The organism is Fodinibius sp. Rm-B-1B1-1 (assembly GCF_038594945.1).
Lineage (GTDB): Bacteria > Bacteroidota > Rhodothermia > Balneolales > Balneolaceae > Fodinibius > Fodinibius alkaliphilus.
Genome location: NZ_JBCFYD010000001.1, coordinates 194,374 through 219,013, shown reverse-complemented (window position 1 = coordinate 219,013; position 24,640 = coordinate 194,374). Strand labels below are relative to the sequence as shown.

Genomic DNA, 24,640 nt, shown 5'->3' with positions numbered 1-24,640 from the left:
GTATAAAAATAGCCCGGGGGTAACCCTTGGGCTATTTTTAGTTATAGGTTGTTTACGTTCCTTTATCCATAGTTTCAATCATATTGTGAGTAAGTTTTTTACTCCGTTCGGTGTCAATTTGCGCTCCCAATTTCATTAGCATGTTGTATAGCCCAATATGGACTTTGGTACTATAGATAAAGTTTTTGTCGCCACGCGGTTCGTTTTTGATAGGTAATTCGCGGGCGAAGTGCGTGATTTTTTCCTTAAATTCAGGATCACTAAAATCAAACTCATTGCCCATATATGGTTTGGCAAATGTATCTCCATAGGCTTTACAAAATTGGAAAAATTCTTCTTCTTTTTCGGGATTTTTAGGATTCGCCTTAATAATATCCAGCTTCAGATATAGCTCCCTGATTTCTTGTTCATTTTGTTTTAAATGCTTAGGTAGCAGTTTCATATAATTGTGGGTAAACTCTTCTGAGAACTTCTTTACGCATCCAAAATCGATAACACCTAATTTACCATCTTCACGGAAGAAAAAATTGCCGGGGTGGGTATCGGCATGAATAAAATTACGTTGCTCTACCTGATCGTGAAAGAAGTCCCAGAGCAGTTGTCCGAAATGATTACGTTCTTCTTGGCTGGGGTTGGAGGCTAAAAATTCTTTTAGATGTCGCCCTTCTATGAAAGACATAGTTAGTACTTTACCGGTCGAAAACTCCGCTATGTATTTGGGGGTTATAACATCACCTTCCGAAAATCGCTTGTTAAAATATTGTAGGTATTTACCTTCTTGGTGATAATCGGTTTCCTCTATCAGCGTATCTTCAATTTCTTCAAAATATTCGTCAAAATTCCCATTTCGATTAACGATACGTTTCATAAGTGTTTTAGCCATCGATAAATCGGAATGAATGGTATTGCGAACATTCGGGTACTGAATTTTAACTGCAACTTTTTGCCCGTTTTTAAGCTCAGCCTCGTGAACTTGTCCGATAGATGCAGCAGCAATAGCTTCAGTATTAAAATGGGCGAATAGGTTTTCGGGATAATCCCCGAGTTCCTTTCGTATAATTGATCGGGCCAACGCTTTGTTGATAGGTGGTACGCTGTATTGCGATTCGCTCATTACCTCAGCAAATTCTTCGGGCAGCATACCGTCATCCATACTTAATGATTGGGCAATTTTTAGTGCAGTGCCGCGAAGTTTGGTGAATTCATTGAAAACCTGGCGGGCATTATCGGCATGAAATTTTTTGCCCTCTTCTTCACTTTCTTTTTTACCTGCAGATTTTTTGAGATATCGTTTTGCATAGTTTGTGCCTACCTTAAGGCCCGTTTTTGCAAAAATTTTACCGCGCTCAAGCTTAGAGGATGGAAAATCGTTACTCATATATTATCGTATTTCAATTTTAGAACAGAGTTTTTTTACAATGGGGATATTGTTGATAAATGCCTTTCGATTAGCATTTATGAATTTGAATAGATCAAAACTTTTGTCGAGTACTGGATTGTAAACAGCCTCTTGTAATACAGCAGTAGCTTTATCGGTCAGCTCCATGGTAAGTTCTTTGTCTTCGCTGGTATCGTTGATCCAAAAGCGCAATAGTTCCAGGTACTGCCGACGTAGCAGAGAGTAGGCATATTGGTTTAGCACCAGGGTAGAAGCGATCGAGACGCGATCATCATTCTGTAAAAATTGTTTTGCTAACCGTTCAAGCTCCTTTTCAAAATCCGTTTTACAGAAACTGTTTAAGATATAATCTTCGAGCGTGGCTTCTACGAATCCCTCTTTTTCACGAAGCATATCAAAATTGGTAAATGCAAAATTTGATAGTTTCTCGCTCAGGGTATAGGATTCAAAATTATCAATTTCATCAATCATCATCTCATAGCGAATAATAAGCGAAGCATAATAGAATTCTAAAATGGCTTTTTTATTCGGAAAGTAATTGAATACCTCAGCAGGAGTGATATCCACTTTTTTTGCTACATCTTTAATATAAAATTCGCCATCGCCCTGGATGTATAAATCAGTTGCAGCATTGGCGATCATAAACTTCATTTCAAATGTATCGGGATCAAATCTATCCATGGTTATATAAATTTGTGGATGGTGTGTGTGACAACACCCCAGATTTCAAAATCGATCTCTTTTGTAATTTTTTGCAGTTGCTCATTGGTTTTATCTGTTGCCAAATACATTGAACGTGCTTTTTTAATCAGTTTGCGAACCACCATTTCACCTTCCAGTATGGCAACAATTACGTGTTTGGCTGTAGGCTTTATTGACCGGTCTATAACGAGAATATCATCCGAAAAAATTCCAATGCCATTCAGTCCATCTCCTTTAACGCGCATAAAGAACGTTGCCGCGGGACGTTTTATGATATAATCATCAAGCGACAAGGGTTTTTCAAAGTGATCGCGGGCAGGGGAAGGGAATCCCGTTTCTTTGCGAAATCGGTTATCGTCTCGTTCGGGTTGCCGATCGATATCACCAGAGTAAATGTCTGTGATTCTAAAATCTTCCATAACCTATCTGTTTAAGTTCATTTATTAATAACAAGGACTGCTTGGTATTAAGTCCCGATTTTAATATTTATGGCAAAAATTATATACAAGAACTGAATACATATTGTCATGCAAATGTTGGTATTTTTTGGCTGGCTGCTGTTGGGTTTTGCAGGGATGGAAATAATCTCCTACTTGGTTCATCGATTCATTTTCCACGGTTTGTTGTGGGATATTCATCGCTCACACCATGAGCCGACGCACGGGTTATTTGAGCTTAATGATCTTTTTTCAGTGTTTTTTGCATGCATTTCGGTATATCTAATGTATCGTGGACGTATGGCTCCCATAGAATCGATCAGCTTTGCAGTAGGGGTGGGCATCGCCGTATATGGAATGCTTTACTTTATTATTCACGACCTGTTTGCACACAAGCGGTTCATGCCTTTTAAAAGTGACAGTAAAGTCATGCGGTTGATTAGGTATGCGCACCAACGGCATCATCAGTCTATTAATAAAGAGGGGCAGGAGCCATACGGTCTGTTTTTATTTCCATATGACAAATATCAGAAGTAGGGGATTATGTAGAATTATTTTCAAGTACTTTTAGTGTTTGTTCAGCTTGCCACTGGTGTCGACGTTGATGAGCTTCAAGCAGAAGGAAGCATTCGGAGAGTGTCATTGAGAGCAGGGGAAAAATGGGGTGAGGCACCTTTTTTCGTCTTAGATCCAGCTGTTTTGTACGAGCTTTTTTGAGTTGCACGATAAGTTGATCTTGCAAGTGAAGGTACTCGTTCAGAAGCTCCGTGCGGTTATATTCCGAAGTATCGACGGGTTTCATTGGTTTGATGGTTTTTAGTTTAATCCGATAGGGCGGTTCAAAAAAGCTGATAACCTTTTGAGCAAGCCAACGCGGTGGAAAGGTTATGGTACCAGCTTGGATAGTGTGCGAAGATTCAGTTATGGCACCAGTGATGTTATCAAAATATAAATCACCATAGTTTATCAAGTGATTGTAACATTCAGCAATACTCCACCGACCTTCAGCAGGTGGTTGCAGAAAAAGCGTTTCATCAATTGATGTAACAAATTGTTCAGCAGAATCTTTGGTATTCTCAAATTGTTGGATAAACCAGTCGTAGCTATACTGTTCTGGCATAATGTTTATAACTTGTTTTAATCAATATATCGGATAATTTGTGGGCAAATGAATGTTGCCCACATTTTTAATGTAGGATTAACACATCTTGAAGCAAAAGACAATTGTGAAATTACTAACGAATATAAAAGAGTTATTAACCGAAACGTATCAGCAAATTTGGGAAGTTAATATTGGATTACATGGTGCAGCTATTGCATTTTATGCTATATTTTCGACAGCACCATTAGCAATTATTACTGTGTGGATTGTCAGTATGGTATTAGGGAGCCAGCTGGGAGAAGCCGGATTCGAACAAACCATTGAAACGATTGCAGGTCCTGAACTTACAGCATCAATCGATGAAATCGTGGTGTCAACTGCTCAAGGGGCATCCGGGTTTTGGTCATCGCTGATTGCTATTGCAACGTTACTTTTTGGGGCAACTACGCTGTTATCCCAAATAAAATACACCTTGAATCTAATCTGGGGATTAGAGGAAACCGGGTTAAATTCATTTTGGCAATTTCTGTGGGATCGGCTGGTATCATTACTTTTTATCGGGGCGTTAAGTTTACTCTTTTTAGCGGGACTGATATCCGAAAGTATTATTTACAGTTTGCAAGACTTGTTGATCCCTATTGTTGGTGATAGCAATTTATTTTTTCTGAAGTGGGGCACGTCTATTGTAAATGTAGTATTGGCAATCACCTTTTTTGCGGTATTGTTTCGGATTTTACCAGATCTAAATGTTCGGTGGAGAGATATTTTAGTGGGGGCTGCTGTAACCACTATTTTGGTAATAGCGGGTAAATCGTTGGTTGATTGGTATTTGGGATCACTGGCTCTACAGCCAATGTACAAAGCTGCAGGATCTTTTGTCGTATTTTTAGTGTGGATTTACTACAATATCCAGGTAGTGCTTGTGGGAGCTATTTTTACTCGTGTGTATACCCAAAAGTTTGGAGATGATATTGAACATTATTGGCAGCATTCCTCATAGGAGAGGAATTACATATCAGCATTCGATTTTAATTCCATGATTTTATTATACGATTCAGTAATCCGTTGTTTTGAAATTGTTCCCTCTTGAACAAGTTCCTTAATAATCTGATGCGCTTTTGGGACGATATTAGGATCATATATTGAATTGTTCCCAAAGGTCAAAATATCTACACCGGCGGTTAAGGCATTTTTGATGGTTGTTTTTAGGCCATATTCATTGCGTATTGCTCCCATCATCAAATCGTCAGAAATAACGAGTCCTTTATATTTTAGATCATTTCGTAATAAACCTTCAATTGCAGGTTTGGATAATGTGGCAGGAAAGTCTGGATCTATATTTCGATTAAAAATGTGGGCTGTCATTATAGCATCAACCAAATCTCTGTCGATAAGTTTTTTGTAGGGGATCAGCTCCTGCTCCGACCAGGTATCTGTCACATCTACTACGCCTAAATGCGAATCATTTTTGGAGCTTCCATGCCCGGGAAAGTGTTTGAGAACGGTCCATACTCCATGGTTATCAAATGTTTGGATATAGATAGATGCATGCTTTGTTACCGTTTGAGGATCAGCAGAAAAGCTGCGATCTATGCCCCCAATAATGGGGTTGTCGGGGTTAACATTAAGATCCACAACGGGAGCAAAATTCATGTTAATGCCAAGGTTAGCCAACGTTTCGGCTGACTTTCGGGCATAATGTCGAGTGCTGTCAGCATTGTCAAGTTGACCTAAATAGGCCGCCGAGACAGTTTTAGAGAATCCTTTTTCAGGTTTAAGTCGAGCTACTTTACCTCCTTCTTGGTCAATAGAGACAATTAAACGGGTACCACCTAATTGTTTTAGATCTTGAATTAATTTTTGGAGCTGTGAAGGCGATTCAATATTTCGGGTGGTGGATTTTGTTGGAACGTCATAGTCAAATAAAACTACTCCCCCTACGTGATAGTTGGTTAAATCCCGTTTTATATGATTAGTATCTGCAACAGAAGTTCCGCGGAATCCAACCAATAACATTTGACCAATTTTTTCATCCAGAGATGGTTGCGTTTTTGTTTTCTCTTGAAGAGTTTGAGCCTCTATGGTTAAGGGGTAAAGGAGCAGTAATAAGATCGAAAAGGTTATACGGTTCATGACAGTAATGGTGGATAACAAAGTTTTGGGGATAGCTCGTCCAAAGTTACTTATAACCGAAAAGAATGCATAACGTTTAGTAGTGGTAAAATCGGTGTGTGTTTTAGACCTTTAGAATATTAAAAAATTCTAATATTATTGAGGTTTCACCTCTTGATTGTCCGTGAACTAACCTTTTATAGTATGAGACTATTAATTGGAAGATTTTTGTTGAAATCTCTTGTAACAAGTGGGAGATAAAATACTCTTGAGGAATGAACTTAGAAGAGTTAAAAACTATTAGCTATCGTAAATAAGTGTATTTGTTTACGATTTAAACATTGGATAAAGTCATGATTGAAAGTTTTAATAAGAAAGAGCTGGAAGAAAAGATTGATCAATATGTCAATGGTCAGCTCTCTGCCCAAGAAGTTGATGAGCTGTGGGCTGAGTTAATTCAGGATGGTTACCATCTGGATTATCTTAAGAGCGTAGCGAATCTCAAAGCTGTAGTAAAGCAACGCAGAGAAGAGCAGAAGCGTACAAGTGCACGAAAATATTGGTATTATGCTGCAGCTGCGGTCATTGCTTTGTTGATTGGAGTATTGGCTTTTATGAATATTAACAATCAGCAACAGTCAGCAATCCAACCTATTTCGAGTATTGAGCTTGATTATTATCGGTCTGGTGATGGTACTATAACGTCTCAAACATCTGATAAGGAAGTAATACAGAATGCTATTCGATTAGCAAATACGGGGCGCGATGCAGAAGCGATATCATTACTTCAGAATGAACTTAATAAGGCTACCCAACCAGAATGGATTGCAGAGTTGAGTCTTAATATAGGATCCTTGTATTATAACCAGGGAGCTTATAATGAGGCAATTGCTTATTATAAGCAGGTTATTGAACATCAGGAGAATGATCAAGTTGATGCGTTAATGTTAGAAAAAGCTTACTGGTATATCGGTAATGCTCACTTCCACTTGGATCAGCTGGTTGATGCAAGAGCCAATATTGAGAAGGCTTATGAACTAAATGGAGCGTATCGCCGTGTTGCTAAAAGTTATTTGAATGCCCTGTCTGATTAGCAGGCATCAATGGTTTTGTCTTGTCTGTCTGAATTTTTTTAGACAGATCTATGCAGCCAAAAAAGATATTCTCTTATTCTTTAAGTGAGAAGAGTTACTTACCCCTTGAAAAAATTATTCCTCGTTGGGTGAGAAATGATAAGCCAATCATAAAAAGAAAATAGAAGATAAAAGCACCGGCCATTGCCAGGTTTGCATTTTGTTGTGGTTTAACGATGGGGTCCGTGTTTCCTATAAGCATATAGGGTCCCCAGAAATGTGGGTCGGCATTTTTTGTATTTAAGAAGTACTGTTTGGTATCTCGTAATGCCTCTGCTTTAGACTTTCCTTCGTTTAATTGGGAGTAGAAATGAACTGCAAAATCTGAGGCAAGCATATCATTAACAGACCATAGGTTTAATACCAGTGATCGAGCACCGGCATATTGAAGTGCTCGGCTAATCCCCATCACCCCGGTTCCCTGTATATATGAGCCTGATCCAGACTCACATGAATTGAGCATAATCATTTCATTGCTCAGATCAAGTTCAAACAGTTCATAGGCAAAAATTCGGTCATCGAAGGTGCTGTCCTGACCAGCATGGTTTTTGCTGAAATAGACGGTTGAAAACATAGGGTCGCGATCCGAGACCTCACTATGGGTAGCGAGGTGGATGATTTGAGAATTTGGTGCGGTCTGCTGAAAAGTAGATTTTGTTGATTGCTCATTTATATAAGTCTCATTTTGGGACAAATGAGTGAGTTTGGTTGCAATCTGATTGACTTCTGACTGGGCATAGGGAAGAGGAACTAACGATGGGTTTCGATAGTTGCTAAAGTCAGAAATCCCGTAGCCAGTATAATTTATAGGATTTTGTGAGGGAGACGACGTATTTGGATTGGTAAACTCTTCGAGAGTTGTAAGGTATTGGGTGTTAAATTTTTCAATAGCGTAGGTTACTTCTCCATAGCTATAACTGGTAGATGGACTTTCGAGCGGTAGAATATCTAATGGTAACTGATAGAAATAGCTATCCGGGACAAGAGTTATTTGTTCAATTCGGTCCGGAATCTCCTGGAGTTCTAAGAGTGAGGATATCTTGTGAAGAGAAATGAGGTCTGTTTCACCAGTCGAAATTTGTTCAACGGTAGATGTAAATAAATCCCTAAGCTCGTTATTGAGTGTTATGGTATCTAAGGTAACATCAGATCGGGATATTTTGGCAATATAAAATTGATCATTAAGCTCGGTAATATGAAATAACAGTTCTTTAGCTGACAGCTTGTTTTGAACATCTCGAATAGAGGTGGGATTGAGGTCAATATTCTTGGTTAGCTTACGATCATATTTACGCTTCTTGGTATTAAGCTGATTAATCTGTTGGCGAAGTTGAAACTGTTGACCCTCAGAAGCGGTAAGAAGCTTTTTTCGAACCGCATCAAGTTGGTTTGTTAACTGTTTATATTCGGTTAGTTCGGATTCATTAAGCAGACTTGATTTAACCAAAGGATTCTGATAGAGCGAAGCATCGTTGATTGTTTTAAGCTGATCCAGTTTTTCAACGGCCTTGCCAGGCTTATTGGTGGCGATATAAATAGAAGCAGCAAGTTCAAAGGCATCAAGGTACTCGTCTTCAACATGCCAAAAGCCGGACTTTAAATCAGTGCTTCCTTGGGCACGGACTACAACTTGATTGAGGGCCGGTTCAAGGATTTTTAGCGCTTTATTTTTACTACCTGTTTCAGTTAAATATTCTGCCTCTACCGTTTTGGCTTTAATGATTTGCTGAAATTCGAGAGTGTTAAGATTAAGAGATTTAAATTTCCGGATATTTTTATTAGCAGTATTTAAGTCACCAGTTTTAATATTTACTAAAGATTTATTTACAATTGCATCTATATAATTAGGACTATTTTGATCAGGAGTTAGTTTGATTATTTGGTTATGTTTTTTAAGTGCTTCTAAAAAGAGATTCTGTTCTTCGTAAGTATCAGCTTGGTCTTTTAGAAGGTCGATGTAATACTTAGCATTACTTTTACTATTTAATATTTCCTTAGCTTTAGCAAAATAATTATGTGCTTGTTTGTAATTCTTTTTAAATTTTGCGTAAAATGAACCGTAAAGAGTGAATATTTTACCGAGTTGCTCTCTTTTATTTTTTTCTTGTGCTAAATCTTCGGCTTTATTTAAATATCTAAGAGCATTGTCAAAATCTTTATTTGATCTGTAAAAAATGAATAGATTGTTAAAAACACTTAATTGGTGAGAGTAATTATTATTTTTTTTTGCTGTTTCTAAAGCTTGTAATTGTAGGTCTAAATATTTGTCATAATTTCCTAACCTATAATAAGCTAAGGCTAAATTATTATATAGGGATGATTTAGAAATGTTAATATTATTTTTAATAACATCATTAAGTACTTGTTCATAAATTTCTTTTGCTTTTTTAATTTTACCTATGCTATAAAGATAAACTCCTTGTAATTGTCTCGTTTGAATTCGTTCTTCTTCTTTTTCAAGATAATTAGTGAGTGGTAAAGAGTGTTGACGGACGATTTTTAAGCTTCGATCATAGTATCCCAGCCGGTACATAGAATAGTCAAGATACTGATAGAGCTTAAGTTTTAAGTTCGAATTAGGAAAGAGACTGTCACTTAAAAGGGGGTTAAATATATCAGTAGTTTTACTATAGTCATACTTCAGATACAAAGCCCTTAAATACGAAGCATGATAGAGAGCAGAATAAAGAGTATTAGATGAGTTTCCTCGACTTGACCAGTTGTCTAAAATTCGACTAGTGTATGAATCTTTTAGTTGTTTGTGTGCTCGGTAGAGAAGAAAGAGGTGAGGTAAACTAAATGATTCATTTTGAATGATATCATCCCCGATCGTTTCATCTTTTATAATGTTTTGGGCAAGTAATTCATAATTGAAGCTTGCTTGGCCACCCTCCCAACTGAATGAGGATGTGAATTGTTGATACAGGGTTGTTCTATCTTTTTCGGTGACTAAGAGTAGGTCAATAAAAAGCTTGTTAGAACCCGTTTTAAAGACAATTTTTTCGAGCTGCTGGCTGTAAGTTGGTTCAATACTTTCAAAAAGTTTTAGAACTTCATTACTCTTGTCTCCTTTTTGGACTGATTGCTCAACGGATTCTTTGATTTTGGGATGTTCAGAAACTAATACTGTTAACGCCCAAAGGTTTTCCTCGATATTTCTCTCCTGATCAATATTTTGGATATAGTGATTAGCTTGAGCCTGTGATTGTTGGACTAAATTACTATCGGCCGATGCACTGAATTGTAGAAAACCTAATAGTAAAAGTAGATACATATCCTAAAGTTAGGACTGAGGTTAATAGTCTAAGGATAATCAAAGCTATTATATTTAAATAGAAAATCCATAACAAAGTAAATTAGTTAAGGCTTTGCTTACTCGGGACGATCAACAATGGGATCCATAGTAGATTCAGAGCCAAAGTCAGGATTTTCGACCGTGGGAGTAGGTTGCTCGGGCTGCTGGTCGATGCCAGAATCGGTGACCGAAGCGCAGCTGGTGAACAGTGCAACAGAAAAGATGATAGCCAAGAGTTTGTGAGTAAAAGATTTCATAATAGAGAGAGTTTTGAATTAAGAGAGAATATTGGGAAAAAGGCTTTGCTTACTCAGGACGATCAACAATGGGATCCATAGTAGATTCAGAGCCAAAGTCAGGATTTTCGATTGTAGGTGTAGGTTGCTCGGGCTGCTGGTCGATGCCAGAATCGGTGATCGAAGCACAGCCGGTGAACAGTGCAACAGAAAAGATGATAGCCAAGAGTTTGTGAGTAAAAGATTTCATAATAGAGAGAGTTTTGAATTAAGAGAGAATATTGGGAAAAAGGCTTTGCTTACTCAGGACGATCAACAATGGGATCCATAGTAGATTCAGAGCCAAAGTCAGGATTTTCGATTGTAGATGTAGGTTGCTCGGGCTGCTGGTCGATGCCAGAATCGGTGACCGAAGCACAGCCGGTGAACAGTGCAACAGAAAAGATGATAGCTAAGAGTTTGTGAGTAAAAGATTTCATAATTGGTAGGTTTTTAGATTAAGGTAAATGTTGTAACGTTTTGATTATGTGCATGCGGCAAACGCTATATCAGCGCTCTTTGAACATACTGATAGTTGATTACAAGAGTACTCAAACTTTGATTTGTTACAAAATAAGCTGCGTTTATTCGCCACAGTGTATATTATTATTTTGTAACAAAAGTATATTATAATTTAAATTTTAATATTTAAGTATATTCAACTCCTGATTACAAGAGTATTTTTACTTTATTTGTTACAAAATATTATTATTCTAAATAAATATTATTTATCACTAATTAAAATAACTTCAATATTACACTATATTATAATATTTGCATGCTTCTTCAATAATTATATATTAGTGAGCACAAATATTACGGACGGCTTTTTATGGTTGCATTTTCGTGAATAAGATGGTTCACTAAATTTAGGTTTACACACTACCTTGAGTAACTCCAGAGTTGATTATTCGGAATTAGTCTATGCTCTTCAGCAAAATAGGGAGGGAAAGGCTAATGAGCTTCTTAAAGAAGTGATGTATAGGTTGAAAGACTATTTACAGGTAGTGCTAAATGCGAATGAGAAAGATGCTGAAGAGTGTACGCAGCAAGCTTTTTTAAATGTGTATGAGCAGATTAAAAAGGATAATATCCGTAACGAAAAGTATATATTTAGTTACCTGATACGAGCTTGTAGGCATGAATATTTTCGTTATTCTAAAGAGCAACACCGCTTCAATAATCCGGTTGAGGATCACCAAGATCACTTGGTTGATCCGGCGGAGCAGTTTCAAAACCTGATGGACAAAGATCGACAGGCTATTTTAGAAGCCTGTCTTAAAGAGCTGCGTGATAAATCTCGAAGGTTCATTGAGTATTTTATTGATAAGCCGGATGCAACGACCAAGGAAGCTGCAGCCCACTTTGATATTTCAGGGGCTAATGTAAGGACCAAAAAGTCTCGCATTCTAAGTAGGTTACACCACTGTTTTAAGAGAAAGTGGAGACAGTAAGTGAGGCATATCTAAATTTTCAGCTGCTGTTTTGGTATATCTAAAAATAACCATTAAAAAGGTATTGTTATTCTTTGTCTTTGATGGCGTAAGTGTCAGTAAGGTATCCCAAGTGTTTCGTTGATAATGGAAGGGCTTCCACCCACGGTGGTTAAGCTATTTTACAATTTTACGATAGCCGTCACTTTTCATTGCGGTCGAAATCTTGTTTATTGCTATTCAAACAAAAAGTATTAACGGAGTTGATCGGAGAATAATTTACTTCTAACGGCAAGAGTATGATCTGATTAATTTATTTAATATGAGTCTTTTCCTGACAAAATATTTATAACTCAAATTTTTTACTGCTATGTGGCTAAATATTGATTCATTCGAGGAATATAAAGAAGTGTATAACGATAGCATCAAAAACCCCGAAAAGTTTTGGGAGCATGAAGCAGGAACGTTTTATTGGCGTGAACGGTGGGATGAAACACATAGTGGGAGTTTTGAAAAGGGCAATGTAAAATGGTTCGAAGGCGGTAAGATGAACATTACCGAAAACTGCTTGGATCGCCACCTGAATACTATCGGGAATAAAACGGCTTTTATTTTTGAGCCCAATCACCCAGACTCTTTTCGCCGGACGATCACCTACCGTCAGTTGCATGAAGATGTGTGTCGATTTGCGAATGTGCTCGAATCCAAGGGCATTGAAAAAGGCGATCGTGTTGCTATTTATATGGCGATGACGCCAGAGTTGATGATTGCCGCGTTGGCTTGTGCACGGATTGGAGCGGTGCACTCTATTGTTTTTGCGGGTTTTTCTGCCCAATCGTTAGCCGAACGCATTCAGGATTGTGATGCCAAAATGTTGATTACCAATGATGGTCTGCGTCGCGGTGAGAAACATGTTCCACTTAAAGATATTTCGGACGAAGCGCTGGAAGATTGTCCCACTGTAGAGAAGGTAATTGTTTGTCAGCGTACGAACCGTGATATCAACTGGGAGGAAGGACGTGACGAATGGTGGCACCTACTCATTCGCAATGCTTCCAAAGAACATGAAGCGGTAGAAATGGATGCTGAGGATCCGCTCTTTATTCTCTATACATCCGGTTCTACGGGGAAGCCCAAAGGACAAGTTCATACTTGTGGTGGCTATATGGTTTATACCAGCTATACCTTCCGCAATGTGTTCCAGGTTGAAGAAGATTCCGTGTACTGGTGTACGGCCGATGCGGGATGGATTACGGGACACTCCTACATTTTATATGGTCCGTTGTTGAATGGTGCCACAGGAATCATTTTTGAAGGTACTCCAACCTATCCCGACCCCGGTAGACTTTGGGAGGTTTGTGAGAAATATAACGTGACTCATTTCTATACATCGCCCACGGCTATCCGTGCGTTGATGAAAGAAGATATTGAGTATGTAAATAAGTATGACCTCAGTTCTTTGGAAGTTCTTGGTTCAGTAGGTGAGCCGATCAACGAAGAGGCTTGGCACTGGTACCATGATAAAATCGGCAATGGAAAATGTCCGATTGTAGATACTTGGTGGCAAACCGAAACAGGGGGCATTATGATTTCGCCACTTGCCGGAGTTACGCCAACAAAGCCCGGATTTGCTACGTTGCCGCTACCTGGTGTTGAGCCGGCCTTGATGGATGATGACGGGAAAGAAATTCAAGGCAATGGTGTGAAAGGAAATCTTGTGATTAAGCAGCCTTGGCCTGGGATGACACGCGGAATTTGGGGAAATCAGGAACGTTATATGGAAACCTATTTTGAAGGTTATCCTGGATTCTATTTTACTGGTGATGGTTGTCGTCGCGATGAAGATGGCTATTATCGTATTACCGGACGCGTCGATGATGTTCTTAATGTTTCGGGGCACCGGTTGGGTACGGCAGAAATCGAGAATGCTATTGACGAGCATCCCAAAGTAGTAGAAGCGGCTATTGTCGGGTATCCGCATGATGTAAAAGGAGAAGGGATTTTTGCTTTTATGACATGCGAGGAGGGGATTTCTGACCCGGAAGGATTTAAGAAGGAGATCCATGATCTGGTTTCTAAAATTATTAGCCCTATTGCCAAGCCGGATAAAATTCAGATTGTAGAGGGATTACCCAAAACACGGTCTGGAAAAATTATGCGACGTATCTTACGTAAGGTAGCAGCCGGAGAAACCGATGATATGGGGGACACGTCTACACTGCTCGATCCTACAGTGGTTGAGGAGATCATTGATGGAAAGGCCTATTAGGCTACAGTTTTTTAGTAACTAAATGTAAGCACCGTTGTTTGCGCAGCGGTGCTTTTTTATTGGGCAGAGATTTAAATCGGCAAAATATATCCCAAAATGAATACCAGCAGGCTAATTACGAGAAATATCAACCGAAAGCGGGTACGGATGATGACAGGGTGAAAGAATAGGCCATAGGTGAGGGGGTGATCAATGAGCCAATCGTAATAATGATGACGATGGGCTTCGCCCAATGCTACGGTAACATGGCCGTGCAGGATAGTGATCATAAAGGGAATGGAAAAGAGGGACGAGCCAATAAAAATAAGCGTTTGGTCTAATCCCAAAAAGTTAGCGATAAACCAATAGGGCCATGCAAAAAGAATAAAAAAGGGGACGCTCAGTATCCAGTTGATGATACTTATGCGTTTAAAATTTCTAGGAGTTAGTTCTTGGTTCATGGTTTTTGTCGGCTGATGGAGTAAATTGCACATCATTTTTGGAGTCTTTCTTCCAGATATGGAAGTACCAGTAAATAGGTGTGGCAACCCCAAATACTAAAAACATGACAACGCTCCATAAAATTCGCTTTTCCGTATCCAGCGATGAATTTTGAACAAGGTGGACGATATAAAAGACAAATAGCCCCAGCGAAAGTAAGATAGCAGGAAAGATATAAGGAAGTATATAGCCCAGATATGAAAAATACATCAAAGGCATTGCCGGTTCTTGAGTAAAGAACATGGAGAAGAAATTGAAAATGATAAGGCCAAGAATACTAACAGCAAAGAGCAGGGGCAGAAAGGTTAGTATCCCCAAAATAATTTTGCCGGGTTTATTTAAGTTCATAAATGCATTGTATCTAAATTTGGCTGGCAATGAGCATCTCTATTTCGCGGTAAGGCATATCGAATATTTTAGAAAGCGACTTTTTGGTGAGGTGTTTTTTATAGACATACGTACCGTTGCGCAGTGCTGTGTTGGTCCACAGACATTCCCGGATTCCTCCAGCATCCCCAATCGCAAGCAGATAGGGGACAATGACATTGTTCAACGCATAGGTTGCTGTACGAGCAACATTAGATGGAATATTGGGCACGCAGTAATGAATAACATCATGCTTTATGAAGGTAGGTTTGGAGTGTGTTGTGGACCGGCTGGTAGCAATACATCCCCCCTGATCTATCACCGTATCAACAATAACACTACCCGGTTTCATGGAGGTTACCATGGGGTCAGTAACCAGGCACGGGGCACGTTCGCCTTCGAACATAGCAGCCCCAATAACAACATCGGCCGATTGGATTGCCGACGATAAGTATTGATAGTTTGCAGTAGCCGTGATGATGCGACGGTCGAGGGCATTTTCGAGATGACGGAGTCGCGCCAAGTCATTATCCATTACAAAAACCTGTGCGCCATATCCGAGGGCTGTGCGTGCTGCATATTCGGCCGTGATACCAGCTCCCAAAATGAGTACCGTAGCCGGAGGGATGCCCGAAATACCTCCAAGCATAATACCCTGGCCACCTTCATTTTTCTCGAGATAGTGGGCCCCAATTTGTACCGACATTGATCCGGTAATCTCGTGCATCATGCGCACAATGGGGAACTCTTTGTCATCACCTTTAATAAATTCAAAGCCAATAGCAGTGATATTTTTTTGGATCAGGAGATCAATAAATTCTTCTGTAGCGTTGCCGAGATGCAGCGCAGAAAGTAATGTTTGATCCTGCTCGAGAAGCTCCAGTTCTGATTTTGAAGGTGGAGCTACTTTAACGATCATATCTGATTTCTGATAGACTTCATCAATATTAAAGGCTATTTCAGCACCGGCATCGGCAAATTCATCATCCGTAAAATTTGCTTCTTCTCCGGCATCTTGTTCAACAAAAACCTCGTGACCATTGGCTGTTAATACGGATACTCCTCCCGGCGTTAAACATAATCGTCGTTCGTCGTTGGAGACTTCCTTTGGGACCCCTATCTTTAAGGAAATATTGGATTCCGATTTCATCAGCCGTTTTTCCAGCGTCTGAATGCCAATTTGTTCTGTTTCCAGGGGATTAATATCCATATTGAACTGTTTAGGAATAAGGATTAACGGTTAATTTAATTTACCTGTTGGCAGTAAGCAAAAAGACAATTAAAGTTTAAATCTTTTATTTAGACCCGCAGGGTTTTACAAAGGTTTCGAAATGCATTGAATAAGTGGTTCTTTGAGAAACTTTGCGGGTCTGAACGTATTAAATAATTTTGATAATGAGTATACGCCCGAAAAAAAGTTTAGGACAGCATTTCTTAACCGATGAAAATATTATCCAAAAGATTGCAGATGCCATTCCTGCGGATGAAGGAGAGCGTGTTATTGAGATCGGTCCCGGGACGGGGGCATTGACAGGAGCGTTGTTAGATCGTTTTGAAGATCTGGTTGCCGTGGAGCTGGACCAGCGGGCGATAGAGGTATTGGAGCAAAAATTTGATGATTTGGAAATCCATCACGAAAACGTGTTGGATGTTAATTGGGAGGAGTTATCTATCGGAAAAGAGAAAACGCATGTGGTAGGGAATCTGCCCTATTACATTACCAGCCAGATCTTGTTTTCGCTTCTTGAAAACCGTCACTTGTTGACTGATGCCTTGCTGATGATGCAGAAAGAGGTAGCTGAGCGGTTAGTGTCTGATATCCGAACGAAAGATTACGGCATTCTCAGTGTTCAGACGCAGCTGATGTGTACCCCCGAAATTCTGTTCCCCGTATCACGACACTGTTTTAGCCCGCAGCCCAATGTGGAAAGTGCCATCGTAAAGCTGACTTTCGATAAAGGAGCACTAAACTGTTCGGATAAAAATTTGAAGACGGTAGTTCGGACGGCTTTTAATCAGCGGCGTAAAAAGTTGAGTAATGCGCTAAAGCCAGTGGTTAGTAAAGATAAGCAGCCCAGTGGTTTTGACTTTGACAAACGAGCCGAGGCCTGGGAGCCATCCGAATATGAAAAGTTGACAGCACGTCTGGTTGATGATGGCATTTTGACCTGAAATTTCGACTACCAGAAAATCAGTTTTCAGTGATAAACATTAAGATTGGTTTATCTGAGCCTATTTAAAGCTTTATACCCGTCTTTTGTAATTAATTTCCCCTCTCCAAAAAGTTTGGTACAAAACTTGCTCACCTTATACCCTGTTGATCTGGAGCGATTTTGACAGGAAGATTTTCAAAAGTATTTGTAGCAGCTTTGCTGCATTCAAGAATTTTAAACTTCAACTAATAACTTAAAATTAGGAGTCATACTTATGGCTAAATCTAAAATTAAACCGTTAAGCGATCGTGTTCTGGTTCAGCCAGCACCTGCGGAAGAGAAGACTGAATCTGGAATCATTATTCCTGATTCTGCAAAAGAAAAACCTCAGGAAGGAACTGTAGTTGCTGCAGGTCCTGGCAAGGTAGAAAACGGTAACAAGATTGATATGTCGGTAGCAGAAGGCGACAAAGTGCTTTATGGAAAGTATTCTGGCACTGAAGTTACGCTGGATGGCGAAGAGTATCTGATTATGCGAGAATCCGACATTCTTGGAATCGTTGACTAAAGCAATTCTTTCAACATTTTTTCAAACAACAACTCAAAAAAATTAAATAGGCAATTATGTCTGCAAAATTAGTTCATTACGATATGGAAGCGCGCGATGCTCTCAAGCAGGGCGTTGACAAGCTTGCGAATGCTGTCAAGGTTACCTTGGGACCGCGTGGACGAAACGTAGTAATCGAAAAATCATTTGGTGCACCAACGGTAACGAAAGATGGTGTTACTGTAGCAAAAGAGATTGAGCTGTCCAACAAGCGACAAAATATGGGTGCTCAGATGGTGAAGGAAGTTGCTTCCAAAACCAGTGACAATGCCGGTGACGGTACAACAACGGCTACCGTTCTTGCTCAGTCTATTATCCAAACGGGACTGAAGAACGTTACAGCCGGTGCTAACCCAATGGAACTTAAGCGAGGCATCGACAAAGCTGTAAAAGCTATTGTTGCTGAACTCCGCAACATGACGAAGCCCGTTGGTGATAGCCTTGAAAGTATTAAGCAAATTGGTACTATTTCTGCAAATGGTGACGAAGAAATTGGTCAGAACATTGCGGATGCAATGGAAAAAGTTGGCCAAGACGGTGTTATCACTGTTGAAGAAGCCAAAGGTACTGAAACTTACCTCGAAACGGTTGAAGGTATGCAGTTCGACCGCGGATATCTGTCACCTTATTTTGTGACTGATTCCGAGAATATGGTAGCAGAAATGGAAGAACCTTACATCCTGATCTTCGACAAGAAGATTAGCAACATGAAGGATCTGCTGCCTATCCTTGAAAAAGTAATTCAAACCGGTAAGCCGCTGCTTATCATCGCTGAAGATATTGAAGGCGAAGCACTGGCTACATTGGTTGTTAACAAGCTGCGCGGATCGCTCAAGATTGCAGCTGTTAAGGCGCCCGGATTTGGTGATCGTCGTAAGCAGATGTTGGAAGACATCGCGATCTTGACAGACGGTACCGTTATTTCTGAAGAGCGTGGATACAAGCTTGAAAATGCTACGCTTGATTTCTTAGGTACTGCTGATCGCGTCAACATCACTAAAGACGATACAACTATCGTTGGCGGACAAGGACAAGACGACGATATTAAAGCGCGTGTAAATCAGATTAAGGGACAAATTGAGTCCAGCACTTCTGATTATGATCGTGAAAAACTGCAAGAGCGCTTAGCTAAATTGAGCGGCGGTGTTGCAGTACTCAACATTGGAGCTGCTTCTGAAGTAGAAATGAAAGAGAAGAAAGCCCGTGTTGAAGACGCACTTCACGCTACTCGTGCCGCTGTAGAAGAAGGTATCGTAGCTGGTGGTGGCGTTGCGTTGCTCCGTGCTCGTAAAGCACTTGAAAGCCTCGAAGCTGATAATAATGATCAGAAAGTAGGCTTCGATATTGTAAGCCGTGCACTTGAAGCACCACTGCGATGCATTGCTAACAATGCCGGTGCTGAAGGTTCTATCGTTGTACAGAAAGTGCTTGAAGGAAAAGACGGATTCGGCTACAATGCTCGTACTGAGAAGTATGAAGATCTTATTGAGGCCGGTGTAATTGATCCTACAAAAGTAACACGTACTGCACTTGAAAATGCAGCTTCTGTTGCTGGATTAATGTTGACAACCGAAGCACTCATCTCTGACAAGCCTTCTGAAGGCGACGATGATGATGACGGACCTGCTGGCGGCGGTGGAATGCCCGGCGGCGGTATGGGAGGCGGTATGCCCGGCGGAATGGGCGGAATGGGTGGCATGATGTAAGCCAACCGTTCTTGACAAACCGTCTTTCTTAAGACGATTTAAAGCCTCGTTTGCCTTTTGGCAAGCGGGGCTTTTTTATTTGAGCTGTTTTTGTCATGCCTTTCGTATTACTTATCCAAAGAATAATACCAAAAGAATAGGGTGATGAAATATTTAATTAAGAGAACTGATAATAGCCTAATTTTAGTATTAATATGTGCAGTTGGATTGTTTATTAGTAGCTGTGCATCTACTCAAAAAGCAGGGATACCTATATCATGGCAAAATAATTTTGATTGGGAAAACTATAATAGTGCAGAAGTTACAGAGACCGAGCATGTTATTGTGCAAAACAAAACGGATATTCTTATTTATGATGCTAAAACAGGACAAGAAGTTTTTAGCGATATAAAAGAGAAAAAAGGATTGCTGGGGCAGTTCGGCGATCACCTAAAAGAGCAGGCGCTGGGGGGGCTTTCAACTAAAAATAATGTCGAGATTAAGTACTGGCACTATACGCTTCCCGATTCAAAAGTATTGTTATTGTTTGATCGTTCCGATGATGAAGGAGGGGTTCGGGCTATCGATCTGGAATCAGGTAGGGAGCTTTGGAACAACCAAAATTTACAATGGAATCTTGAGGAGTATCGGAATCTGGCAGAAGGGATTACGGAATTAGCGGCGAAAGTATCGCTTGGCAGTGGTGCTACGGCTGGTATTGCATCTGAAGTATTATTACAGACCCGGGCCATTCAAAGTATGATCATGGAAGTTCCTGAAAAGGACGCATTTTTGTTTAGAACAGTAGATGGCGCTTTGCATCTGCTTAATTCGAAAACTGGCAGTTTGTTATGGAAAACAGGTCAATTTAGCAGTACCGGGGTAGCTGCCGTTCAATATCTTAAACAGAGTGATGATTTATTAGTAGCCGGGGATATGGGGAACCTGAAGGACCTTATTAAGACGATAGATTCAAACGAAACGGTAAAGCAGTTACATCGTATTGATGCCGAGAGTGGAGCAATGAAATGGGCTTCAAAATATAAGGGACGTGAAGATCAGTTAGCATATTTGGAGTTACGGGACCAATTAGCTTTGCTTTATTTTAGTGGTGGCTCACTGGAATTTTTTAATGTAAAAGACGGGACGCGCCTATTTGGAACACGTGATGAATTTGGGATGGGAGATGCCAAAGTTGCCAGTGCTGTATCATCAACCAATACCTTAGAAACAGTTAAAACGGCCATGCCGGTTATTGACGGAAATGAGGTTTATGCTATTAACCCAACGGGGAAGATGAATTCTTTTGCCCTGGATGATAAAGTGGTCACCAAATTTAATTACAAAACCGGTGAACTCCTGTGGACGTCACCGGTCCTTGAAAAGACCCCTGATGTACATGATATCCACCTGACCAATAAATCCGTTATTATTACGATTCCCGGTGGAGGAAATGTCGTTGGGGGATCTAAACAAGCCGGCTTATATGCTTTTGATAAAGAATCGGGTAAGCCGCATTGGCATTTTGGTGATCAGTTAGGGAAAAAATATATTCCGAATATGTTGCCGGTTGAAAGCCATATATGGACGGGGGGCGATAATGCATTGTATAAATTGAATATGGAAAATGGTGAGTTGATAACTGATCACCAGTTTGATGAATATGATCTGGGTAATATCAGTGTGATTCAGAAAACAGCCCGGAACGAGCTTGCTCTCATTGGCTCAAAGGGAATGGGGTTGTTAGACAGTGAAATGCCCGATTCGGTCTATTATGGCGATATTGATGGTCGTGTTAGAGACTGGGTGGGCAATGATAGCAGATTGTTAATAAAAGGTGAAAAAGTACTATCCAGCCGCGAAACGTTATATGTTTTCGATTTAAATGATAACACACTTATTACAGATTTGACCTTAACGTTCCCAAGTAAAAAAGTATATGGAGATTTGGCTGCCCGTGGTTATATCGCGGTTGATAATTTTAGAAAAGTGCTAACAATTAATGAGAATGGGATAAAGGCGTTTCAGCTGTAAGAAGAATTTTAGTATAAATATAAGTTGGGAGTCCCCGGTTGGTTGGCGGAAACTTTTTTATTAGAAATGATGCAAAAGCTATTTGTCTTATTTCTAAATGCAAAATAGCTCTTAATTTATGCTGTTACTTGTATAAGGTGAGGATGATAGGTTGGAGGTCCCCACTTTGGAAGCGATTCCAGACTTTTCTTACTGTTTAAGCTCAATCGTAATATTAGTATATATCTCATTCTTTAATTGATTGGATCAAATGTCATCTTTTATGATATTGGATGAATTGTTAACTGCTTTTATGAGCGAGAGTTAAATGGATATACGCTCTTTTAAAACAAAATGAATTAATGTTTTATGCTCCTTGAACCCATTGATTGGGCCATTATTGGTGCCTATTTAGTGTTTTCTTTGATCATCGGTGTGTGGGTAATGCGCAAAGCCGGTAAGAACTCAGAGCAGTTTTTTGCAGCGGGTAAAAATATGCCGTGGTGGCTGTTGGGAATTTCAATGGTAGCGACCACCTTTTCTACAGATACCCCAAACTTGGTATCCAACATTGTTCGTACAGATGGTGTTGTTGGTAACTGGGTCTGGTGGGCTTTTTTGCTTACGGGAATGCTCACCGTATTTGTATACGCCAATCTTTGGAAGCGATCTGGAGTACTTACGGACGTAGAGTTTTATGAGCTTCGCTACAGCGGTAAGATGGCAGCATTTCTGCGTGGATTTCGCGCTATATATCTTGGCTTTATTTTCAACGTCGTGGTGATAGCCACGGTATCTCTTGCGGCTATTAAAATTAGCGGTGTGTTAATGGGATTATCGCCGGTGCAAACGGTCGTTATTGCAGGTGCAGTCACTGTGGTTTATAGTTCACTGGGTGGGCTGCGCGGAGTATTGCTCACAGATTTCTTCCAGTTTTTCTTGGCCATTGGAGGAAGTCTTATTGCTGCTTATGTAGCATTGGATCATCCCCAGGTCGGTGGACTTGAAGGACTGCTTTCTCACAAAGAAGTAGTAAGTCAGCTTAATATTCTGCCTGATTTTTCTGATCCATCGCAAGCTATCGGTATTTTTCTGATTCCGCTGCTGGTACAGTGGTGGAGCGTTTATTATCCCGGCGCAGAACCCGGGGGCGGGGGATATATTGCTCAGCGTATGTTTGCAGCCAAGGATGAAAACAACTCCATTGCAGCGGTCTTCTTTTTCAATGCTGCACACTACGCCCTGCGTCCATGGCCGTGGATTATAGTTGGGTTAGCTTCTATCATTGTTTTCCCTGATGTGGCTTCTATGCAGGAGGCTTTTCCGGATGCTGCAAATGTAGCCGATGATGACATGGGATATCCGGCCATGCTCACTTTTATCCCCACAGGATGGCTTGGATTGGTCGTAGCTTCACTAACAGCAGCTTATATGTCAACGATTTCAACCCACTTAAACTGGGGATCTTCGTATCTGGTTAATGATTTTTATAAGCGATTTATTCGTCCCGAAAGTTCTGAAAAGGAACTGGTTCAGGTGGGAAGAATTTCAACGGTTGTACTGATGATTGTAGCCGGTGCACTGGCACTGGCGTTGCAAAATGCGTTGGAAAGTTTTCAGATTATCCTGCAGATTGGAGCGGGCACGGGCTTGTTGTTTATCCTGCGCTGGTTCTGGTGGCGCATTAATGCGGGAAGCGAAATTGCGGCCATGTTTATAGCATTTGCCGTGGCACTCTATTTTCAGTTTGCGCATGCTCATACAGGGTTGCCTGAAGTTACTGGTTGGGAAGAATTAATTATCGGGGTGATTGTCACGACTATTGGTTGGCTGGCTGTTACCTTTGCTACGCGTCCCACCGATAAAGAAACGCTTATTAACTTTTGTAAGGTGGCTCGTCCCGGCGGACCCGGTTGGCAAAAAGTTATTGAGCAAGCTCGTGATGAAGGGAAAGATACCGAGCCGCTCGAAGATGAAGCCTGGCGCGTTCCCCAGGGTCTGCTTTGTATGGTGTTAGCCTGTATTGCCGTGTACGGCGCGCTCTTTGCCACCGGCTACTGGATTTATGGCAAGTGGGTGTTGGCTTCTGTTATTACTATGGTAGCACTTACGGCATCTGTGCTGCTCTACAAGGCGTGGCGCAAACTGATTAAAATTCAGCCGGATGAAGAACTTTTCAAAGAAGAGGGGCAGATTGAGGAATAGTGCTCTCCTGTGTTTGGGGATATTCTTGCTATCCGCCTTTTCAGAGGTTATTGCACAGGATACGTTAAAAGTTGTTTCTTACAATATTTTCAATGCCCAGCATCCCGACAACAGGGGAGAAAGTACCTTGGCTGATATTACCGATTTTATCTCAGAAGTAGATCCTGATTTTGTAGCCCTGCAAGAAGTGGATAGCGCTACGCACCGCCTTGCAAAACTAAATGGGGGACGCTATTTCAGTTTGGCAGATAGCCTGGCTAAGCGTACCGAAATGCATGCCACTTTTGGTAAGGCGCTCGATTTTGATGGAGGAGGGTACGGCATTGCGGTGTTGAGTCGCAAGCCTATAAACACTCAAAAAGTTCAGCTGCCCAACCCCAAAGCCGGAGAACCTCGCGTACTGCTTACCGCTAAATTTAGTGCCGATTCAGGAAACTCTCTCGTTTTTGCTGCCACTCATTTCGATCATCAGTATCAAGAGAATCGTCTGCAGCAGGTAGAAGCTATCCATAAACTTCTCCGGGAAAAGAAAGAATTACCGGTAATCTTGGCCGGGGATTTTAACTTTGAGCCGAGCTCTGAGGAGTATGACATGATGCAGGAATATTGGAGGGATACCGCTATAGAGGCAGTGAACGCCCCGGCTTTTACCTATCCTGCTAACGATCCGGCCCGTCGCATTGATTACGTTTTTGTCTCACCTTCTCAACGATGGGAGGTACTGTCACACCGAACGCCTAACCTGCCTTATTCCGATCATCTGCCGGTTGTAACGCGCTTAGTCTTACATAAATAGTCAACTTTAACCGTTCTGCTTCTTCCAGTAGAACGGATATTAATATTCGTGATTTTTTCTTTCGTGTGACTTTTCCGCCTACACCAATATTTTAAGGATACAGCCAGATGACCACTTAGGCGGCAAAAAATCCCTGTAAAACTGTAAGGTTTATCCCCACAAGCGGTCTTACTAATAA

The 24,640-nt window shown here is 40.6% G+C and carries 23 protein-coding genes; 11 read left to right on the top strand and 12 right to left on the bottom strand.

Annotated features, from left to right (window positions below; genetic code table 11):
• Positions 1 to 52: 52 nt before the first annotated feature.
• Genes AAFH98_RS00990 through AAFH98_RS00980 form a run of 3 tightly spaced genes read right to left on the bottom strand, consistent with a single transcriptional unit; the run spans position 53 to position 2,520 of the window.
• Complete coding sequence (locus AAFH98_RS00990; RefSeq protein WP_342520801.1) at positions 53 to 1,378, bottom strand: ABC1 kinase family protein; 1,326 nt, start codon at positions 1,376 to 1,378, stop codon at positions 53 to 55.
• Between the two features lie 3 nt (positions 1,379 to 1,381).
• On the bottom strand, positions 1,382 to 2,080 hold the full coding sequence (locus tag AAFH98_RS00985) for a hypothetical protein (protein WP_342520800.1): 699 nt from the start codon (positions 2,078 to 2,080) through the stop codon (positions 1,382 to 1,384).
• A gap of 2 nt (positions 2,081 to 2,082) precedes the next feature.
• Complete coding sequence (locus tag AAFH98_RS00980; RefSeq protein ID WP_342520799.1) at positions 2,083 to 2,520, bottom strand: LexA family protein; 438 nt, start codon at positions 2,518 to 2,520, stop codon at positions 2,083 to 2,085.
• 108 nt (positions 2,521 to 2,628) lie between these two features.
• Here AAFH98_RS00980 and AAFH98_RS00975 point away from each other — a divergent pair, with 108 nt between their 5' ends.
• Positions 2,629 to 3,075 (top strand): sterol desaturase family protein, encoded by a 447-nt coding sequence (locus AAFH98_RS00975; protein WP_342520798.1) that lies wholly within the window; start codon positions 2,629 to 2,631, stop codon positions 3,073 to 3,075.
• A gap of 4 nt (positions 3,076 to 3,079) precedes the next feature.
• Here AAFH98_RS00975 and AAFH98_RS00970 read toward each other — a convergent pair whose 3' ends face one another.
• Positions 3,080 to 3,658, bottom strand: coding sequence for a DinB family protein (locus AAFH98_RS00970; protein WP_342520797.1), 579 nt, complete (start codon positions 3,656 to 3,658; stop codon positions 3,080 to 3,082).
• A gap of 106 nt (positions 3,659 to 3,764) precedes the next feature.
• On the opposite strand from AAFH98_RS00970, the gene AAFH98_RS00965 reads away from it, so the two are divergent.
• Positions 3,765 to 4,640, top strand: coding sequence for a YihY/virulence factor BrkB family protein (locus AAFH98_RS00965; RefSeq protein WP_342520796.1), 876 nt, complete (start codon positions 3,765 to 3,767; stop codon positions 4,638 to 4,640).
• An 8-nt stretch (positions 4,641 to 4,648) separates the two neighbouring features.
• On the opposite strand, the gene AAFH98_RS00960 is transcribed toward AAFH98_RS00965, so the two are convergent.
• On the bottom strand, positions 4,649 to 5,773 hold the full coding sequence (locus tag AAFH98_RS00960; protein ID WP_342520795.1) for a glycoside hydrolase family 3 protein: 1,125 nt from the start codon (positions 5,771 to 5,773) through the stop codon (positions 4,649 to 4,651).
• 332 nt (positions 5,774 to 6,105) lie between these two features.
• On the opposite strand from AAFH98_RS00960, the gene AAFH98_RS00955 reads away from it, so the two are divergent.
• The gene (locus AAFH98_RS00955) at positions 6,106 to 6,846 is read left to right on the top strand and encodes a tetratricopeptide repeat protein (protein ID WP_342520794.1); all 741 of its coding nucleotides are present in this window, start codon (positions 6,106 to 6,108) and stop codon (positions 6,844 to 6,846) included.
• Between the two features lie 94 nt (positions 6,847 to 6,940).
• Here the strand turns inward: AAFH98_RS00955 and AAFH98_RS00950 are convergent, their stop codons facing one another.
• The 4 genes from AAFH98_RS00950 to AAFH98_RS00935 form a co-directional block, all read right to left on the bottom strand.
• Complete coding sequence (locus AAFH98_RS00950) at positions 6,941 to 10,159, bottom strand: CHAT domain-containing protein (RefSeq protein ID WP_342520793.1); 3,219 nt, start codon at positions 10,157 to 10,159, stop codon at positions 6,941 to 6,943.
• A gap of 98 nt (positions 10,160 to 10,257) precedes the next feature.
• On the bottom strand, positions 10,258 to 10,437 hold the full coding sequence (locus tag AAFH98_RS00945; protein ID WP_342520792.1) for a hypothetical protein: 180 nt from the start codon (positions 10,435 to 10,437) through the stop codon (positions 10,258 to 10,260).
• A 49-nt stretch (positions 10,438 to 10,486) separates the two neighbouring features.
• Entirely contained in the window at positions 10,487 to 10,666 is a 180-nt protein-coding gene (locus tag AAFH98_RS00940; protein ID WP_342520791.1) for a hypothetical protein, read from the bottom strand.
• 49 nt (positions 10,667 to 10,715) lie between these two features.
• Positions 10,716 to 10,895, bottom strand: coding sequence for a hypothetical protein (locus AAFH98_RS00935; protein ID WP_342520790.1), 180 nt, complete (start codon positions 10,893 to 10,895; stop codon positions 10,716 to 10,718).
• A 447-nt stretch (positions 10,896 to 11,342) separates the two neighbouring features.
• Here AAFH98_RS00935 and AAFH98_RS00930 point away from each other — a divergent pair, with 447 nt between their 5' ends.
• The gene (locus AAFH98_RS00930; protein WP_342520789.1) at positions 11,343 to 11,909 is read left to right on the top strand and encodes an RNA polymerase sigma factor; all 567 of its coding nucleotides are present in this window, start codon (positions 11,343 to 11,345) and stop codon (positions 11,907 to 11,909) included.
• Positions 11,910 to 12,258: 349 nt separating this feature from the next.
• Positions 12,259 to 14,157 (top strand): acetate--CoA ligase, encoded by a 1,899-nt coding sequence (acs, locus tag AAFH98_RS00925; protein ID WP_342520788.1) that lies wholly within the window; start codon positions 12,259 to 12,261, stop codon positions 14,155 to 14,157.
• A gap of 71 nt (positions 14,158 to 14,228) precedes the next feature.
• On the opposite strand, the gene AAFH98_RS00920 is transcribed toward acs, so the two are convergent.
• Genes AAFH98_RS00920 through AAFH98_RS00910 form a run of 3 tightly spaced genes read right to left on the bottom strand, consistent with a single transcriptional unit; the run spans position 14,229 to position 16,213 of the window.
• Positions 14,229 to 14,597, bottom strand: a complete 369-nt coding sequence (locus AAFH98_RS00920) for a hypothetical protein (RefSeq protein ID WP_342520787.1) — start codon at positions 14,595 to 14,597, stop codon at positions 14,229 to 14,231.
• A complete protein-coding gene (locus AAFH98_RS00915) occupies positions 14,575 to 14,985 on the bottom strand; it encodes a hypothetical protein (protein WP_342520786.1) in 411 nt (136 codons plus the stop codon). Before AAFH98_RS00915 ends, AAFH98_RS00920 begins: the two co-directional genes overlap by 23 nt.
• Before the next feature lie 13 nt (positions 14,986 to 14,998).
• A complete protein-coding gene (locus tag AAFH98_RS00910; protein ID WP_342520785.1) occupies positions 14,999 to 16,213 on the bottom strand; it encodes an alanine dehydrogenase in 1,215 nt (404 codons plus the stop codon).
• Between the two features lie 185 nt (positions 16,214 to 16,398).
• Here AAFH98_RS00910 and rsmA point away from each other — a divergent pair, with 185 nt between their 5' ends.
• The 6 genes from rsmA to AAFH98_RS00880 all read left to right on the top strand — a co-directional run bounded on the left by rsmA (position 16,399) and on the right by AAFH98_RS00880 (position 24,462).
• On the top strand, positions 16,399 to 17,175 hold the full coding sequence (gene rsmA / locus AAFH98_RS00905; RefSeq protein WP_342520784.1) for a 16S rRNA (adenine(1518)-N(6)/adenine(1519)-N(6))-dimethyltransferase RsmA: 777 nt from the start codon (positions 16,399 to 16,401) through the stop codon (positions 17,173 to 17,175).
• A 255-nt stretch (positions 17,176 to 17,430) separates the two neighbouring features.
• A complete protein-coding gene (gene groES / locus AAFH98_RS00900; protein ID WP_342520783.1) occupies positions 17,431 to 17,724 on the top strand; it encodes a co-chaperone GroES in 294 nt (97 codons plus the stop codon).
• Positions 17,725 to 17,780: 56 nt separating this feature from the next.
• Entirely contained in the window at positions 17,781 to 19,469 is a 1,689-nt protein-coding gene (gene groL, locus AAFH98_RS00895) for a chaperonin GroEL (RefSeq protein ID WP_342520782.1), read from the top strand.
• Between the two features lie 144 nt (positions 19,470 to 19,613).
• Entirely contained in the window at positions 19,614 to 21,482 is a 1,869-nt protein-coding gene (locus AAFH98_RS00890) for an outer membrane protein assembly factor BamB family protein (protein WP_342520781.1), read from the top strand.
• A 348-nt stretch (positions 21,483 to 21,830) separates the two neighbouring features.
• Positions 21,831 to 23,666, top strand: coding sequence for a sodium:solute symporter family protein (locus tag AAFH98_RS00885; RefSeq protein ID WP_342520780.1), 1,836 nt, complete (start codon positions 21,831 to 21,833; stop codon positions 23,664 to 23,666).
• Positions 23,656 to 24,462, top strand: coding sequence for an endonuclease/exonuclease/phosphatase family protein (locus AAFH98_RS00880; protein WP_342520779.1), 807 nt, complete (start codon positions 23,656 to 23,658; stop codon positions 24,460 to 24,462). Before AAFH98_RS00885 ends, AAFH98_RS00880 begins: the two co-directional genes overlap by 11 nt.
• Positions 24,463 to 24,640: the final 178 nt, after the last annotated feature.